The 13,438-nt window shown below is 70.4% G+C and carries 16 protein-coding genes and 1 pseudogene; 11 read left to right on the top strand and 6 right to left on the bottom strand.

The genetic code is table 11. The features are described from left to right. Positions 1 to 162: pseudogene (locus AB0I18_RS34705) on the bottom strand (sortase); the annotation flags it as partial. A 118-nt stretch (positions 163 to 280) separates the two neighbouring features. Here AB0I18_RS34705 and AB0I18_RS34700 point away from each other — a divergent pair. The 5 genes from AB0I18_RS34700 to AB0I18_RS34680 all read left to right on the top strand — a co-directional run bounded on the left by AB0I18_RS34700 (position 281) and on the right by AB0I18_RS34680 (position 3,890). After that, complete coding sequence (locus tag AB0I18_RS34700) at positions 281 to 655, top strand: hypothetical protein (protein WP_363109651.1); 375 nt, start codon at positions 281 to 283, stop codon at positions 653 to 655. A gap of 309 nt (positions 656 to 964) precedes the next feature. Next, positions 965 to 1,168: a cold-shock protein gene (locus tag AB0I18_RS34695; protein ID WP_363109650.1), complete on the top strand. Its 204-nt coding sequence runs from the start codon at positions 965 to 967 to the stop codon at positions 1,166 to 1,168. A 333-nt stretch (positions 1,169 to 1,501) separates the two neighbouring features. Beyond that, positions 1,502 to 3,046 (top strand): DEAD/DEAH box helicase, encoded by a 1,545-nt coding sequence (locus AB0I18_RS34690; protein WP_363109649.1) that lies wholly within the window; start codon positions 1,502 to 1,504, stop codon positions 3,044 to 3,046. A gap of 126 nt (positions 3,047 to 3,172) precedes the next feature. Further along, positions 3,173 to 3,511 carry a CBS domain-containing protein gene (locus AB0I18_RS34685; RefSeq protein ID WP_363109654.1) on the top strand — a complete coding sequence of 113 codons (339 nt, stop codon included), beginning with the start codon at positions 3,173 to 3,175 and terminating at the stop codon, positions 3,509 to 3,511. A gap of 52 nt (positions 3,512 to 3,563) precedes the next feature. Next, positions 3,564 to 3,890 carry an SCO5918 family protein gene (locus AB0I18_RS34680; RefSeq protein WP_363109648.1) on the top strand — a complete coding sequence of 109 codons (327 nt, stop codon included), beginning with the start codon at positions 3,564 to 3,566 and terminating at the stop codon, positions 3,888 to 3,890. 35 nt (positions 3,891 to 3,925) lie between these two features. Here the strand turns inward: AB0I18_RS34680 and AB0I18_RS34675 are convergent, their stop codons facing one another. Further along, positions 3,926 to 4,831, bottom strand: a complete 906-nt coding sequence (locus tag AB0I18_RS34675; RefSeq protein WP_363109647.1) for a class I SAM-dependent methyltransferase — start codon at positions 4,829 to 4,831, stop codon at positions 3,926 to 3,928. A 127-nt stretch (positions 4,832 to 4,958) separates the two neighbouring features. Here AB0I18_RS34675 and AB0I18_RS34670 point away from each other — a divergent pair, with 127 nt between their 5' ends. Continuing rightward, the gene (locus AB0I18_RS34670) at positions 4,959 to 5,321 is read left to right on the top strand and encodes a hypothetical protein (RefSeq protein ID WP_363109646.1); all 363 of its coding nucleotides are present in this window, start codon (positions 4,959 to 4,961) and stop codon (positions 5,319 to 5,321) included. Between the two features lie 5 nt (positions 5,322 to 5,326). Here the strand turns inward: AB0I18_RS34670 and AB0I18_RS34665 are convergent, their stop codons facing one another. Together AB0I18_RS34665 and AB0I18_RS34660 are read right to left on the bottom strand one after the other, a co-directional pair. Further along, positions 5,327 to 6,010 (bottom strand): DUF6624 domain-containing protein, encoded by a 684-nt coding sequence (locus AB0I18_RS34665; RefSeq protein WP_363109645.1) that lies wholly within the window; start codon positions 6,008 to 6,010, stop codon positions 5,327 to 5,329. Continuing rightward, positions 6,007 to 6,582, bottom strand: a complete 576-nt coding sequence (locus tag AB0I18_RS34660) for an ATP-binding protein (RefSeq protein ID WP_363109644.1) — start codon at positions 6,580 to 6,582, stop codon at positions 6,007 to 6,009. The genes AB0I18_RS34665 and AB0I18_RS34660 overlap by 4 nt, the downstream gene beginning before the upstream one ends. A 154-nt stretch (positions 6,583 to 6,736) precedes the next feature. On the opposite strand from AB0I18_RS34660, the gene AB0I18_RS34655 reads away from it, so the two are divergent. Then, the gene (locus AB0I18_RS34655; RefSeq protein ID WP_363109643.1) at positions 6,737 to 7,561 is read left to right on the top strand and encodes an SDR family oxidoreductase; all 825 of its coding nucleotides are present in this window, start codon (positions 6,737 to 6,739) and stop codon (positions 7,559 to 7,561) included. 71 nt (positions 7,562 to 7,632) lie between these two features. Here the strand turns inward: AB0I18_RS34655 and AB0I18_RS34650 are convergent, their stop codons facing one another. Beyond that, entirely contained in the window at positions 7,633 to 9,045 is a 1,413-nt protein-coding gene (locus AB0I18_RS34650; protein ID WP_363109642.1) for a hypothetical protein, read from the bottom strand. Positions 9,046 to 9,299: 254 nt separating this feature from the next. Between AB0I18_RS34650 and AB0I18_RS34645 the strand changes: the two genes are divergently transcribed. The 4 genes from AB0I18_RS34645 to AB0I18_RS34630 all read left to right on the top strand — a co-directional run bounded on the left by AB0I18_RS34645 (position 9,300) and on the right by AB0I18_RS34630 (position 11,965). Continuing rightward, positions 9,300 to 10,166 (top strand): helix-turn-helix transcriptional regulator, encoded by an 867-nt coding sequence (locus AB0I18_RS34645; protein WP_363109641.1) that lies wholly within the window; start codon positions 9,300 to 9,302, stop codon positions 10,164 to 10,166. Between the two features lie 3 nt (positions 10,167 to 10,169). Then, complete coding sequence (locus AB0I18_RS34640) at positions 10,170 to 10,415, top strand: DUF397 domain-containing protein (RefSeq protein WP_363109640.1); 246 nt, start codon at positions 10,170 to 10,172, stop codon at positions 10,413 to 10,415. 152 nt (positions 10,416 to 10,567) lie between these two features. Continuing rightward, on the top strand, positions 10,568 to 11,119 hold the full coding sequence (locus AB0I18_RS34635) for a hypothetical protein (RefSeq protein WP_363109639.1): 552 nt from the start codon (positions 10,568 to 10,570) through the stop codon (positions 11,117 to 11,119). A 36-nt stretch (positions 11,120 to 11,155) separates the two neighbouring features. Next, positions 11,156 to 11,965, top strand: coding sequence for an SAM-dependent methyltransferase (locus AB0I18_RS34630; protein ID WP_363109638.1), 810 nt, complete (start codon positions 11,156 to 11,158; stop codon positions 11,963 to 11,965). A 38-nt stretch (positions 11,966 to 12,003) separates the two neighbouring features. Here AB0I18_RS34630 and AB0I18_RS34625 read toward each other — a convergent pair whose 3' ends face one another. Beyond that, a complete protein-coding gene (locus tag AB0I18_RS34625) occupies positions 12,004 to 13,401 on the bottom strand; it encodes an FAD-binding oxidoreductase (RefSeq protein WP_363109637.1) in 1,398 nt (465 codons plus the stop codon). Between the last annotated feature and the right edge of the window lie 37 nt (positions 13,402 to 13,438).

Raw genomic sequence — 13,438 nt, 5'->3', positions numbered from 1 at the left:
CCGGAAGGGCTCACCGTGGGTGTTCCGGTGCCCGGCGAGCGCGAAGTTGCCGGGCCTGCCGGGCTGGGCGGTGTCCGGGTAGTGGCCGGCGTACCTCCACTGCCGTGCCGTGCCTGAGTTGACCTCTTGGCTACTGGACACGACCTTAACGCTGACGGGCACGCATGTCTACTCTCGCCACGACAGATTTTCTGCACGGGCAGGGCGCCCACTCCTACCTCGGAGCAGCAGGGAAATCTCCGTCCACTCACACCCGATGCCACTAGTAGAATCACTGGTCATGTCGAAGCCTGATGAACTGCTCGCCGGCATCGCCGATCTGGTGGAGTCGGAGCGAAGCAATCAGATGTCGCTCACCGTGGTGGTCCAGGGGGCCGTCATCACCGGCCGGCTGGCCCCCGAGGCCATGTGGCGGCAGCGCGTGGCGGAAGTCCTCAAGGACTCCGACCGTCTGGGCGCGTTCGCCGCGGTGTTCACGGCCGCGGGCACGGACCGCCCCAAGCAGGCCGGCGAGCTTCCCACCCATCTCCACTTCCACGTCGCACGGATCCTCCAGGGCACCTTGGGGATTCCGGAGACGGGCGGGATGTACCGCATCGCGCTCGACGACGTCAGCGCCTGGACCGTGGGCGACGTCAGCTACAGCGACCACTGAGCGCCGGCCCGTATATCCGCGAGAAAAATATCTAATGCGGCCACTGCAGAAAATAACTCCTGGAGTGGCAGAGCATTCCGGGGCTCCGAGGTGCCCACCTGAATCCTGAGCACCCAAGACCCGCGTCGTGCTACTGTTGATCTCAGTTGCAGTTGTGGTTCCCAAGACTTCAAGTGCCCTCATCGACCCATCGTGCCGGTGAGAGCACTCTTTTATTTCCGGTGTCTTTCCGGACGGGGCAATCATCGCGGCGACGCCGGGTTCGCACGTTGCGGGCCCAGGGCACTGCCCCGTTTAAGGAGATATGACATGGCTACTGGCACCGTGAAGTGGTTCAACGCGGAAAAGGGCTTCGGCTTCATCGAGCAGGAGGGTGGCGGCGCGGACGTGTTCGCCCACTACTCCAACATCGCGTCCTCCGGCTTCCGTGAGCTGCAGGAGGGCCAGAAGGTGAACTTCGACGTCACGCAGGGCCAGAAGGGCCCGCAGGCCGAGAACATCGTTCCCGCCTGACGCTGACGCGTTCCATGAGCTGGGGCCCGCACCTTGGGTGCGGGCCCCAGTCTCGTGCCGTAACTCCTCATCGACGCCCGTACCGGGCCTGATGAGCCTGCAGGACAGCCCGTACGACTGCCACAGCGCGTCGGAACGGGAACGGGCAAGGTTTTCCACCGCCCCCATCGATATTCCCCCTCGATCTCTTCGCGGGAATATCCGCTCTTTCGACACATGTGGCGGTCACGCTCATGTGCTTCGTTTCGTCTTTTTCCCGGCTCGTTCTTGTGAAGCTCCGTGCGGCCTTGCTGCCGGAATTCTCGATACGCGCCGCATCGAGGAAGGTTCTGCATGAACCGCACCACTCGCTCGAACGACCGCTATTCCCGCAGCCGCGGCGGCAGCCCCGCGGGCTCCGGCCAGGGCGGCAGCCGCCGTTCACCGGCAGCCGGCCGCTCCGGTGCTTCCGGGCGTTCGGGCGCCCCCAGCCGCTCCGGCGGCTACGGGCGTCGGCCCGCCGCGACCAAGCAGGAGTTCGCGCTGCCGGTCACCCGCACCCCCGCACTGCCTCCCGTCGAGTCCTTCGCCGACCTCGACATGCCGTCCCCGCTGCTGAAGCAGCTCACCAGCCTCGGCATGAACGAGCCGTTCCCGATCCAGGCGGCGACCCTGCCCAACTCGCTGGCCGGCCGGGACGTCCTGGGCCGTGGCCGCACCGGCTCGGGCAAGACCCTGGCGTTCGGCCTGGCGCTGCTCGCCCGCACCGCCGGGCAGCGTGCGGAGCCCCGTCAGCCGCTGGCCCTGGTCCTCGTGCCCACCCGCGAACTGGCGCAGCAGGTCACCGACGCTCTCACCCCGTACGCCCAGTCGCTGAGGCTGCGCCTGACGACGGTGGTCGGCGGTATGTCGATCGGCCGCCAGGCGAGCGCCCTGCGCGGCGGTGCCGAGGTCGTCGTCGCGACGCCCGGCCGGCTCAAGGACCTCATCGACCGTGGCGACTGCCGCCTGAACCAGGTCGGCATCACCGTGCTGGACGAGGCCGACCAGATGGCGGACATGGGCTTCATGCCCCAGGTCACCGCGCTCCTCGACCAGGTACGCCCCGAGGGCCAGCGGATGCTGTTCTCCGCGACTCTCGACGCCAACGTCGACCTGCTGGTCCGTCGCTATCTCACCGACCCGGTGGTCCATTCCGTGGATCCGTCGGCCGGCGCGGTCACCACGATGGAGCACCACGTGCTGTACGTCCAGGGCGCCGACAAGCACGCCACCACCACCGAGATCGCCGCCCGCGAGGGCCGGGTGATCATGTTCCTCGACACCAAGCACGCCGTCGACCGGCTGACCAAGGACCTCCTGGCCGTCGGTGTACGTGCCTCCGCCCTGCACGGCGGCAAGTCCCAGCCCCAGCGCACCCGGACCCTGGCCCAGTTCAAGACGGGCCATGTCACCGTGCTGGTGGCCACCAACGTCGCCGCCCGTGGCATCCATGTCGACAACCTGGACCTGGTCGTCAACGTCGACCCGCCCAGCGACCACAAGGACTACCTGCACCGTGGCGGCCGTACCGCCCGCGCCGGTGAGTCCGGCAGCGTCGTCACCCTGGTCCTGCCCAACCAGCGCCGCGAGATGAGCCGGCTGATGGTCGACGCCGGCATCACCCCGCAGACCGCCCAGGTCCGCTCCGGCGAGGCCGAGCTGGGCCGCATCACCGGTGCCCAGGCGCCCTCCGGCGTTCCCGTCACCATCACCAACCCGGTCACGGAACGCCCCAAGCGCAGCGCCTCCTCGTCCCGCGGTCGCCGTAGCCGCCCCGCCCAGGCCCGCCGCTCGGGCAGCTCGCCCCGGACCGCGTCCGGCGGGGGCCAGCGCGAGTCCCTCGGCAGGACCGCGTAACCGGCACCCCGCCCGAGACGCTCACGCCCGGCTCGTAGGGCGACCCCCGCAAGAAGGAGACCGCAGTTGACGCTTGGGACACAGTTGTGCCGGACGGACGGCCCCACCGAGACCGCGGGTGACGCCATGAGCACCCCGGGGCCGCAGGTCCGTGACGACATGGCGGTGGACGTGGCGCTGTCCGTCATGGCCGGCGCCCGCCTCGGCCACCTGGTGATCTGTGACGCCGACGGCCGCTGCGCCGGCCTGGTGACCCGGAACCAGCTGGCCGCCGTCCCAAGCGCTTCCTGGGGCTCCGACGACACCCGGCTGCGGGACATCGTCCATGATCGTGGACCGTTCACGCCCCTCCTGATGTCACACCAGGACGCCGAGGACACGATGCGGGGCCGGGACCTCGGAGTGTCTCCCGTGATCGACGAGGACGGCTACGCCCTGGGCGTCCTCGTTCTCTCCCAGCCCTAGCCCTGGGTCACGCACCCGTCCGGCTCTCCCCCAACCCCCCTGTGAGGCCACCATGCGCTGCATCATCGCCCGTTTCCCGTTCGACCTGGTCAAGGACGACGTACAAGCATCGATGAAGGGCATCAAGCCCGAGCCCGTCACGGGCGACTCGGTCCTCATCGGCCGCCGCCACTACCCCGTCAAGCAGGTCGGCGAAGTCATCACCCAGCAGGACCGCCGCGACTTCAGCACCGGTGAAGTGGTCCGTGCGCTGACCCGTCTCGGCTTCACGTGCAGTACGGCCGCCGCGCTGGCCCCCGCCTCCGACAGCGCTCCCGTGACCCCGCTCACCCCGCTCCAGGCCGCCTCGGCACAGCTCGGAACGTCGACCCACGCATAACGGTGACCATGACGGGACGCCTGCCGTCGTCGTGCTCAGTCGGCAGGACGCCCCGTCAGCTGGAAATGCCAGAGGATCATCGCCGGAACCCCGGCTCCGGCCGCTCCGGCCGCCTCGGGGACAAGGCCGGCCAGGGACCATGGCCAGACCTCCCACGGTCCCGGCCCGTCCGCACCCGCCGGGGTTTCCTCCCGAGGCCGTTCCACGGGAGGCGACCCGGGTTCCTCGCAGCGTCGTACGTGCAGGCCCGTCGGCAGGGCGGCGCGCAGGTAGTCCCCGGGGCCGTGGCGGTACGAGGCCACACGTCCCGGTGTTCCGTCCGGTCGGCGGACCGTGGGAACCAGACCCCGTGCCACCCGCTCGGGATGGACGTCGGCGGTCACCAGGTGTCCGCCCGGGCGCAGCACCCGGGCGAACTCGGCCATCACCGGCCTGAGGTCAGGAACATGCGTCAGCGCCAGGGAGCAGACGGCCAGATCGACGGTGTTGTCGTCCACCGGTAGTCGGCGCAGGTCACCGAGGTGGAAGTCGCCCTGCGGCACCCGTCGGCGTGCCCGCGCGAGCATCTCGGGCGAACTGTCCACGCCGAGGACGCGATGACCCTGTTCGGCCAGTGCCGCGGCGATCCGGCCGGTGCCGCACGCGGCGTCCAGGACGACGCCGGTCGGCAGGGCCTCGGCGATCTCCGCGACCAGGGGCTCGTCGAAGTCGAACGCCGGGTTGGGACCGTCATACGTCGTCGACCAGATTCCGTAGCCCTCGACCGTGTCCACGCGCGCCACGTCCACGGCGGCTTCCGCCAGCGACCGGTCGTCCAGCAGCCGTCGGATCTCGGCAAGGCGCGCGTGGACGAACTCCCTGTCGTGCTCCCCGGTGAACGCGCGCAGCAGTGCCATGCCTTCGAGACCGAGCACGTAGGCCAACGGATGCTCATAGATCATGCACAGGACGCTAGTGACGGTCGTTCCGCGCATGCCACCCATTTAGGAGCCGCCGCCCGTTTGTGAGGCGGGTGATCGGTTACTCGGGCGGGATGGCGCACATCCGTACAGGGGAAGGTGTCCGGTCATGACGTCTGGCACGCATCTCGCTCTGACGGTCACCCTCAGCGGCGGTACGGCCGCCGACGCGCGGGCGGTCGTCCACACCCTCGAAGCCGCCTTCGGAGCGGCGGACGACATGCCGGGCAACGGGGCTGCCACGGTCTACACGGCCGCCTTCGACAACGACCTGCCGACCGAGAGCACCGACATCCAACCCGCCCCGCGGCTCTCCGCGCCCGTGACCGTGACCCTGCAGGGCAGCCCCGAGGCGGTCCGCCGGGCCGGCGGGACGCTGGCCGGGGCCTTCACCGTCCACGACGAGGGGATGGCGGCCGGCGACCAGGAGCAGGAACGGCAGCTGCGTCTGGAGGCCAGGCCCTCGCCGTAGCTCCCTCAGTTGCCGAGACTTCCGAGGCGCAGCGTCCGCATCTGCTCGTCGAGCGGGCACAGCCCGACGTCCCGGCGACGTTCGTCGAGGGTCCCCGGCCGGCGGACCGGATACGGGCGGAACGTAGCGGGGTCGACACGGGTCCCGTAGAACTGCGGCTCGTCCAGTTCGACGGCACAGTGATCGGCGATGTACGCGTGGTGCGGCGCGGGGCAGTGTCCGTCCGCCACGGCCCGGGCGATCAGATCGCGGCAGGCGAGCTGGAAGTCGAGGTCCGGGGCGTGCAGCAGGATCATCAGGGCCGCTGTCGAGGCCGGCGCGCCGACCAGATCGGCGGTCGGCCAGCCATGGCGCCGGACGATCGTCCTGAGCGCTTCCCCGTTGTCTCTGCGACAGTCGTCGATACGCCGTCGCGCGTCCCGCCTCGGACTCGTGGGCGCTTCCTTCGTCAGTCGGTGGTCCTCGTCCACCCTGCGGATCAGTTCGCGGGCGAGAGCGGCCGCGAGCGCCGGGAGCATGGCCCGGGGCACCTCCTCCGACTCGTCGCGGGCGAGCGCCGGACGGTCCTCCCCCGCCCCGCCGTGCGCGAGCCCCGTACGTCCTTGCCGTCCCGCCTCCCCCACGAGCCCCGTATGCCCGGCCGGCGCCGCATCGTTCGCGAGATGACTCGCTGTACCGAAACCGCTCATGACGTCCCCCGTACCTCCAACGTGAACCACACTCTCTTGCCCACCTCGCCGGGGTGGGGCGGCGCCGTGCCCCAGTCGTCGGTCAGCGCCGCCACGATGGCGAGTCCGCGTCCGGACTCCTCGGCCACGCCGGCCGTGCGGCACCTCGGGAGCCGGGGCGACCGGTCGGTGACCGTCACGCACACTTCGTGAGCGGTGCACTCGACGGTGACGGTGACCGTGTCGCCGGGGTCGGGGCTGCCGTGTTCGACGGCATTGGTGAACAGCTCGTCCGTGGCCAGCACCGCGTTGTCGAGCTGCTCGGACGACAGCCGCAGAGGTGCGAGCCGTTCGGCGATCATGCGTCGTACGCCCGAGGCGCGCCACGGCTCGGCGGGCACCACGGTTCGCAGGACACGGGGCTGGCTCACCGCGACCGCAGCCGGCGTAACGGGAGCGGCGGGCACGACCGCGGGCGTGATCGGGACGGTCTGCGCGGCCTCACCGGCCCAGGCCAGACCGGTGGGCGCGTCGCGGTCCGCGCCATGCCTCGACGAGCGTGACGGCCGGCGGTGCGCCTGGAATGCCGTCATCGTGCCTCCTTCTTGCGCAGCACGGGTGCGGGACGGTCTCGGTGGCTGCTCGTGCAGCCAACCGGCCGGACCGGGGGGTCCACCAGAGGGTGCGGGGGTTGTCCGGTTGCAGGCGCGTAGTGGCGTGGCAGGTATGTTCGATCAGGTGAGTGACGTGAGCGAAGGCCGAGCGCCGGAAGGCGGGCACGGCGCCCTCGTCCGGCCCGGTGTGCGGGGCAAGCGGGTGCTGGTCACCGGCGGCACGCGGGGACTCGGCGAGCAGATCGTGCGGCTGCTGGCGGCCGAGGGAGCCCAGGTGGCGACCTGTGCGCGTACCGCACGGGATCTGTCCGCGCTGCGGGTGTCGCTGGACGCCACGGAGCCCGGCAGGTTGTTCACGCAGGCCCTCGACGTCACCGAGCCGGATCGGCTGGAGAGTTTCGTCGCGGCCTCGGCCGGACGATTCGGCGGCCTGGACGGGGTGGTGGCCTGTGCGGGCGGATCTCGCGGGCGCGGCCTCGAACAGGCGGATGCCGGGGACTGGGCCGCGACCTGGGAGCTGAACGTCGGGCACACGGTGCGGCTGGTGCGGGCCGCGGTCCCGTGGCTGCGTACGGCCGGTGGCGGCTCGGTCGTGGTCATCTCGTCGATCTCCGGCTGGAAACCGGGCCCGAACGCGCAGTACGGGGCGGCGAAGTCCGCTCAGATCCACCTGGCCGCCTCGCTGGCCCGCGAACTCGGCCCGGACGGGATCCGGGTCAATGCGGTCTCGCCGGGGTCGATGCTCATCCCGGGCCGGCGCTGGGACCGTATGCGCCGGGAGGAGCCCGAGGCCTTCGCCGCGTTCGCGGCGGCGGAACTGCCGGGCGGCGAGCCGGTGGCACCGCAGGAGGTGGCGCGCGTAGTGGCGTTCCTGCTGTCCGACTGGTCGAGCGGAATCTCCGGGGCCAACCTGCCCGTCGACCGCGCGCAGAACGCCCCGTCTCCCGACGGTTACTGAACCGTCGGACGGGCCGGTCGCGCCTGTCCCCTTCGTCAAGTTCATCAAGTTCGTCAAATTCGCCGAGTTCGTCATGCCACCGCCCCCAGCACCGAGCGGGACCTGCGCTCGAACTCCTGGACCAGCGGCTCGTGACGGCGGGGCGCCAGTCTCCTGCGGAAGTCGCGCAGGGCCTGGATGGAGCGCTCGCTGTGCACCGAGCTGAGGGTTTCGAGGGCCTCGGTCGCCGTGCCGACGGCCTCGTCCAGCCGGTTCTGCTGAAGGTGCGCGGTGGCCAGGACGGAACGGCTGATGGCCTGGCGCCTGCGCCGGTCGGCGTTGGCACGGACGGACTCGCCTGCCGTGCGCTCCGCCTGCGCGGCGAGGCCCAGGTCACGGAAGCACAGGGCGGACTCGGCCTGCAGGTAGTGGTGGTCGAGGAAGCGGACCCAGACGGACTCCTGCGCGGCTCCCGGGCTCGCGTCCAACTGCTGTTCCGCCAGGCGCAGTGCCTCGGAGGTCTCGCGCCGGCGGCCCTGTGCTGCGTGTCCGCGCGCCGACATGGCGTACAGGCGCATCAGGCCGAGCGGGCTGCCGGAGTCCTTCGCGGTGGCGAGGCCGGCCCTGGCCAGCGCCACTCCCTCGTCCGGGCGGCCGAGGCCGGTGGCCAGGTGGGAGAGACCGGCCAGGATCTGACCGCCGAGCACCCGGTCGCGGCCCTCGGCGCACAGTCTCAGGGCCTGGGTCATGTAGCGCTGCGCCAGTCCGTACTCCCCCGCGTCGTACGAACTCCAGCCGGCCATCGCGGCCAGCCGGGCCGCGGCAGCGTACAGCCCGCGCTGCTGGTGCGGGGGTGTGCCGCGACGCTGGAGCATGGGCACGACCTCGGTGGACAGGTAGTGCACGATGCTGGTGCGCACCCCGCCGCCGCCGTAGTGGTTGTCCATCTGGTCGAACATGCCGATCATGGCGTGGACCTGCTCGACGGGCCCGCCGTCGCCCAGCGGGGCGAGAGGGTCGGCGGCTCGGGGTTCGGCGTTCTCCACCAGCCACAGCAGCCATTCGCGCTGAGGGTTCGTCAGGGCGTCGGCGGCAAAGGGGACCGCTCCGAGGAGGCTGCGGCGGGAGATGTCGGTGGAGCCCAGTTCGGCCAGCGTGCGCAAGGTGTCCGCCAGGTCTGCGCGGTATGCGAGTGCCCTGCTCACGACCGGGCGTTGCTGGTCGGGCAGGAACCCGAGGTCCATGGGTGAAACGGCGTGGCCGAGTCGCTCGGACAGGACGGAGGCGATCAACTCCGGTGTGTTCCCCCGCGGTTGCTGACCGTTCAGCCAGCGGGTGACCGATGCCTTGTCGTAGTTGGAGTCCGCGCCCTGACGGCGGCCCAGTTCGTTGACCCGCAGGGCGAGCGAGGCGTACGAGCAGCCGGCGTCTCTGAGGCCGACCGCCAGCGCCTTGTTGGCCCCGGCGGGGCCCTTGCCCGGGCTCCTCGATTGTCCGTCGCTCACGGTGGCCGTCCAGGTCTCGCATCACGGTGCATGGGCTTCGCCCCACCTGCCGGGGCGTCAGTTCCGGGGCGGCGGAGCCTGCTCGGCCTCCGTCGTCGCCGACTGTGCGGCAGGTCACACGATCACTATGATGGCGGACAGGCTCAACACGCAACAAGCGTTCTGATAATTTCAGAACGATCCGCATCGACCTGTCCGTGTCAGCGACGGCGTGGCACACTGCACGCTGTGACCGCCGTTCCGGGAGGTAGGACGTGAGCGACAACCGCTCAGGCGGCAGCGCACCCACCGTCCTGCGGATGGTCCTCGGCAAGCGGCTCAGGCACCTGCGGGAACAGGCCGGCGTCTCGTTCGAGGACGCGGCGCGGGCCATCGAGGTCACCCCGCTGACGATCCGCCGGATCGAAAAGGCCGAGGTGGGACTCCGTATCCCGTACGTCAAGGAGTTGCTGCGCGCCTACGGGGTTCCGGCGGCGGAGGTCGACGACTTCCTCACCATGGCCAGGGAGGCCAACCGGCCCGGCTGGTGGTACTCGTACCGCGACGTACTGCCGGAGTGGTTCAGCGCCTACGTGAGCCTGGAGAGCGAAGCCAGCGTCATCCGTCTCTACGAACCCCACTACGTCCCGGGCCTGTTGCAGACCCACGACTACGCCGCCGCGCTGATGCGCGTCGGGTTCCCCAACGCGACCGAGGAGGACATCGCCCGCCGCGTCGCCCTGCGCACGAAGCGCCAGGACCTGCTCGCCAAGCCGGACGCACCGGCCGTCTGGGCCATCCTCGACGAGACGGTGCTACGCCGCCCGGTGGGCGGGGCAGAGGTGATGCGGACCCAGATAGACCGGCTGAACGAGGCCCTGGACCTGCCGAAGGTCCGGATCCAGATCCTGCGCTTCGGTGTGGGAGCCCACCCCGGCGCGTTCGGCCCCTTCCACTACTTCCGCTTCGGCTTCTCCGAACTGCCCGACGTCGTCTACACCGAGAGCCTCGTCGGCTCGGTCTACGTCGACCAGCCCGCCGACGTCGTGACGTACCTCGAAGTACTGGACCGGATGTCCGTGCAGGCGGAACCGGTCGCTCGGACCAGGGCCACCCTGGCTGAACTGCGTAAGGAGTTGTGAGCCATGACTTCCATGGACCCCATATACAGCGGCATGCCCGCCGTCGACCTGGGCACCGAGGGCTGGCAGAAGCCCTGGAGCGGCACCAACGGCGGGAGCTGCGTCGAGGCCAAGCGGCTGCCCGACGGCAGCGTCGCGGTCCGCCAGTCCACGGACCCGGACGGGCCCGCGCTGATCTACACCCGGGACGAGATGATCTCGTTCCTGGAGGGCGCGAAGTCCGGCCAGGCCGACTTCCTCGTCGCCTGAGTCGCCTGACGCACGCGGCGACACCACTACGCCCGCACAACCGTCCGCCACCACGACCGCACAACCGGACAACCGGACAACCCGCACGTGTACTCCCGCCGTGCGGGTCGTCCGGTCACACTGAGGAAGCCGGTCGTCCTGGAGGGAGTGGTATGCGCACGCTCCATGAGGCCGTCACGCAATGCCGGACGCTGGTCGTCGAGGCCCGCGACGGCATCGGCAGGGGCGAGCTGCTCGCCGAACTGGCCCGCAACGGATTCGTGGTCAGCGGCTCCCGGGGCCGGCTGCACCATCTGGACCCAACCCGGCCGTACCGTGAACTCCTCGCCGCGCCAGGCCGTTTGGCCGTCGACGGCGGGATCATCCATGAGCTCGTCTACGGGCCGCTGCGCCGAGGGCACTCCCGGGTGACCTGGATCCAGGCGCTCGACTTCGCCGAATCCGTGGCCGAGCGGGACGGCGCCCTGATCCACCTGACGGACTCCCGGCGTGCGCCGGACACCGGGAACACCAAGCACATCGAGAACACCGAGAACACCGAGAACTCTGAGGTGGCCGACGCCTATCACCGGGCGTTCCGCACCCTCGCCCAGCACGTCCCCGTCGTCACTCTCGACATCGGCGGCCCCGGCCACCCCATCCGTGCGCCCGCCGCCCCTTCTCCTCAACTGGGGCAATGCAAACGGAAGTTGACGGTAGGTTAGTAAATGACCGCGTGACGCAGGGCAGGAGACAGTCCCATGGCAGACGGCCAGAGCATCCCCGACCAAGAAGCCTTGTCCAAGATCGACACCACGGTGCCGCACTCGGCCCGCATCTGGAACTACTGGATGGGTGGCAAGGACAACTACGAGGTCGACCGGGTGGCCGGCGACGCCTACCGTGAGATCGCGCCGAACATCGAGACGATGGCCCGCGCCTCCCGCGGCTATCTGATCCGCACCGTGACCTTCGTCGCCGGTGAGCTGGGCATCCGTCAGTTCCTGGACATCGGCACCGGCCTGCCCACCTACGACAACACGCACCAGGTCGCCCAGCGCATCGCCCCCGAGTCCCGGATCGTCTACGTCGACAACGACCCCCTGGTGCTGCGGCACGCCCAGGCCCTGCTCACCAGCACCCCCGAGGGCGTCACCGACTACATCGACGCGAACCTGCACGAGCCCGAGAAGATCATCGAAGCCGCGAAGAAGATCCTGGACTTCGACAAGCCCGTCGCACTGATGCTGATGGGCATCCTGGGTCACATCCAGGACTACGAAGAGGCCAAGTCGATCGTCCGCCACCTCCAGGCCGCCCTGCCGTCGGGCAGCTACTTCGTGCACTACGACAGCACCGACACCGACGCCGAGCTCAAGCGGGCCCAGGAGGGGTACGACGACACCGGCGCCGTCCCCTACGTACTGCGCAGCCCGCGGCAGGTCGCCGTCTACTACGAGGGCCTGGAACTGCTGGAGCCCGGCATCGTCTCCTGCCCGCTGTGGCGCCCCGAGCCGGGCACCGACCCGGTGCCGACGGACGTGTACGGGGGCGTCGCCCGCAAGCCGTGACACCCGTGACACCGGGTGGAGCCCGCTTGTCGACCTGATCAGGGCCGCACGGCCGGCTCGATGTTCTGGTTGAGCCGGAACAGATTCCGCGGGTCTCGGTCGGCCTTGATCCGGGCGAGGCGTGCGTAGTTGTCGCGGTAGCTCGCCCGGACCCGCTCCTGGCCCTCGTCCATCATCATGTTCACGTAGGCGCCGCCCGCCGAGTACGGGTGCAGGGCGTCGAAGTAGTCGACGGTCCACCGCTTGACGAGGTCGGCGTTGGACGCGTCGGAGTCCACGCCCGCGTAGACGGATGCCCAGCGTGCCTCGCGGTAGCTCCAGGCGGTGTCGGTCGGCGCGTGGTCGTGGACGGCGCCGTCGATCGGGTACAGATGCATCGTCGACTTCCAGGTCGGCAGCTCGGCGCCGAACTTCGCGTGCAGACCGACCGCGTCGGCGGGGATCTCGTCGACGAAGTCCGCACGCCAGTACCACTGGTCGCCGGGCGGGTAGAGCGCGTCGAACGCGGTCTGGATCGCGGGGTGCGGCATCGGCGCGGGGCCGTGCAGCAGCGGCTCGGGCAGCGCGTCGAGGAGCGGCGCCATGTCCCTGGCCGCCGCGTCCGTGTCGTCCCCGATACGGCACCACACGACACCGCAGACCTTGCGCAGGTGGAGTTCCTCGGGGAACGGCGGGGCCGGCGGGACGGACCCGTACAGGAAGAAGGCGTTGAGGTCGCGCGGTGCGTGCGGGATGAAGTCGCGGTAGGCGGCGAGGACTTCGGGACCGAGTTCGACGGGCCAGAATGTGGGCCCGGCGACGACTGTGCTCACCTCGTGCAGCCGGAACGTGAACGAGGTGACGACTCCGAAGTTGCCGCCGCCGCCACGGATCGCCCAGTACAGGTCGGTGTTCTCGTCGGCGCTCGCCCGCACGTGCCCGCCGTCGGCCAGGACGAGGTCCGCCGCCAGGAGATTGTCGATGGTCAGCCCGCACTTGCGCGTGAGGTGGCCGAGGCCGCCGCCCAGGGTGAGGCCGCCCACGCCGGTGGTGGAGATGATGCCGCTCGGGGTGGCCAGGCCGTGCGCGTTGGTGGCCTGGTCCACCTCGCCCCAGACGCAGCCTCCGCCGACGCGGACGGTCCTGGCCCGCGGGTCGACCTCGACGTCCTTGAGCGGGGACAGGTCGACGACCACGCCGTCGTCGCAGGTCCCGAGGCCCGCTCCGTGGTGCCCGCCGCCGCGGACCGCGAGCGGCAGGCCGTGGTCGCGGGCGAAGCCGACGGCGTGCGTCACGTCCTCGGCACTGGCGCAGCGCGCCACCAGGGCGGGCCGCCGGTCGATCATCGCGTTGTAGACGGCGCGGGCCTCCTGGTAGCCGGAGTCGTCCGGTCCGATCAACTGGCCCTTGAATCCGGTGAGTTCCTGCCGGGCCGCCTGTGCCGGTGTGATGGACATGAGCATCCCCCGATCCGGGGCCCGGTCACCGGACCCC

It is taken from the genome of Streptomyces sp. NPDC050704 (assembly GCF_040654355.1).
Classification (GTDB): Bacteria; Actinomycetota; Actinomycetes; order Streptomycetales; family Streptomycetaceae; genus Streptomyces.
This window is presented reverse-complemented; position numbering and strand designations above follow the sequence as displayed.